This window comes from Paraburkholderia mimosarum LMG 23256 = NBRC 106338 (genome assembly GCF_000739815.1).
GTDB lineage: Bacteria > Pseudomonadota > Gammaproteobacteria > Burkholderiales > Burkholderiaceae > Paraburkholderia > Paraburkholderia mimosarum.
Map to the genome: position 1 here is coordinate 1 of NZ_BBJJ01000219.1, position 2,687 is coordinate 2,687.

1 protein-coding gene is annotated in these 2,687 nt (G+C 49.9%); it reads right to left on the reverse strand.

Translation table 11 applies throughout. The features are described 5' to 3' along the window. Positions 1-380: 380 nt before the first annotated feature. A partial coding sequence (locus tag BMI01S_RS36785; protein WP_063769765.1) for a S9 family peptidase occupies positions 381-2,687 on the reverse strand: 2,307 nt, incomplete at its 5' end.

The window sequence follows — 2,687 nt, forward strand, 5'->3', positions numbered from 1 at the left end:
TTGAATTCGAAGAATTTCGAAAAAATCGGCGGTTCCAGCTTATAACCCCTACAAGCGAATGATCTCGTTGGCATCCCAATGGCCGTGCCACTTTCAATCCTCAGGTCCAAGACCGCTGAGGCGAGAATTTTTTCAAGCGCCAGAGCGAGTACGATCGCCAACGCGCAAAGGCATTGACCCCACTGCTTTCGGCGTAGCTCATGAACGGCGGCGGCGCTCAGCGAGCGGCGATGACACTGCGCCGGTCTCGCACACGAATCTTGCGGGCTTGCGTTCAACGAAGACAAGCAATAGCAGTCCTGAGCCCAACGTAAACGATTGAATGTGACTATACAAAAATCCTACGAACTCAATGTCACGGCGATCAGTATAAAGGGGCATCAACTCGACGGAAAATGCGTCGATGTGGCATTCCAATTAGGCGGATCTTGCCCGAAAATATTGCGAACGAAGAAATCCATGAGCTTACGCTCGGTGAAGATACCGGGGGCTCCATGATCAGCACCAGGCACATAGACCATTTCGAATTCCTTTCCCGCCTTAATGAGACTGTCGGCGAGCGCAAAGGTGGAGGCCGGATCGACATTGTGGTCCATTTCGCCCACAACAAGCATAAGTTTGCCGTGCAGATTGTCGGCATTGTCGATGGCGGAGGACTGTGAGTATTCAATGCCGACGGGCCAGCCCATCCACTGTTCGTTCCACCATATCTTGTCCATACGGTTGTCATAGCAACCACTGTTGGCTACCGCAACCTTATAGAAGTCCGAATGGAATAGCAGTGCATCAATGGCGTTCTGGCCGCCAGCTGATGTACCGAAGATTCCCAAATTCGAGATGTCGTACCAGGGATATAGAGAGGCAGCCGCCTTATGCCACAGAATGCGATCGGGAAGGCCTGCATCTTTCAGATTCTTCCACGCGACGTCATGGAAAAGGCGTGAACGGTTGTTAGTGCCCATTCCGTCGATTTGCACAACGATAAAACCCAACTTGGTAAGGGGCTCTGTTTTGATTGTGAATGACTTTGGAACGTGAGAGCCTTGCGGGCCGGCATATATATCCTCCACCACAGGATACTTCAGATGTGGATCGAATCTATCTGGTAGATGAATGATTCCCCAAATATCGGTCTTACCATCGCGCCCTTTGGCAACAAAATTGATTGGTGCTCTCCATCCATTGGATTCGAGTTGGGAGATGTCGGTGCTCTCGATCTCCATCAGTTTAGCGTTGTCTCTAGACCGGAAAAGCGCCATGCGTGGGGGAAGGTCGATACGCGACCAGAGGTCGACGTAGAATCTACCGTCAGGAGAAAACTCGATATGATGATTGGCCGGTTCTGGCGTAAGTGATGTCAGCCCCTTTCCGTCGAAGCCAATTCGGTAGGCATGAACGAAATAAGGGTCCTCGCCGACATTCATTCCGCTTGCTTCAAACCAAATTTCCCTTCTGACTGGATCGATGTGGTCCACCGCGCGGACAACCCAGTCACCTTTGGTGATTTGGTTTTCTAAAACACCGGTACGGCCATTAAAAAGGTACAGATGTTCAAATCCATCGCGCTCAGATGCCCAGATAATTTCCTCTCCATCATTAACATTGTAACGAAAGTGTTTTCCGGAATTTCTTTGGTCATTTCTTAAATCTGTATAATCGACGAACGTGGAGCTGACCTCATCGATCAAAGAGCGGGTACGGCCGGTGGCTGCCTCCACCTCGATTACTCGGTATAGCTGATGGCCGCGTTGGTTGTACTCAAATGTAAAACCTCTCCCATCCTTCCACCAATTAATTTTTGAAAGGTTAAAAGGATTCGGGAACAAAGCATTGTCGATATTGACCATGCGCTTGTTGACTATGTCGAATAGTACCGGTTGCGGTCGCGGAAGAATATCTCCCGCTTTGGGATACGCTATTGGCTCATACCTGGCTTGATGGTTTGTTGCTGAGGAATTGACAAGCATGATTTGACGCGGTTGGCCGAGGGCGACACGGTAACCTGCGAGGTGATTGGAGTCAGGGGACCACTTTAGGGATGAGAAGACGTAATTGTTCGCTTCTGTCCCGTCCCGACTTAACGGTACATTTACTGACCCGTCCTTACTCATTAGAAAGACGTTGTAGTTTTTGATATATGCTTTCCACTTGCCGTTCGGTGAATCGCTTGTGATTCGACTATCGATTTCAGCCGTTGGCGTGAAGTCGTTATGAAATGACAAGATTTCGCCCTGAGAGATCCTAGTGCAGATGTAGCGTGAAAGATCACAACTCCACCGAACGGAATCAATGGAGAACAGCAACTGGTTGCCGTCTTGTCCAATTTCGAAGCGGTCAAAGGGCAGCGAATTGCCTCGGAAATTCGAGGAGGCTGCCTTATTTAATGCTTCGGCAAGGCGGCTATGATCGAAAGCCGGTTGCTTCTTCCCAGTTTTGATATTGAATTTAATGAACTGGCGCTCACCATGTGTCGTCCGTCGGTAGGCAAGGGTCTCGGGCGAAAGCCAGAAAGGGGGGGTATCGACGAAATTGACAATTTTATCCGAGTCTTGATATCGAACTGTGAGAGCCCGCTGAAAGTCTGAGGGGGTAAGAGCAAAGGGGGGGGGCATGGTTCCGTTCCGCTGGTTGTCAGCAGCCGATAGCAACGTGCAGTAGAAAATTAGAAGCAGAAAGATGGATTGCGG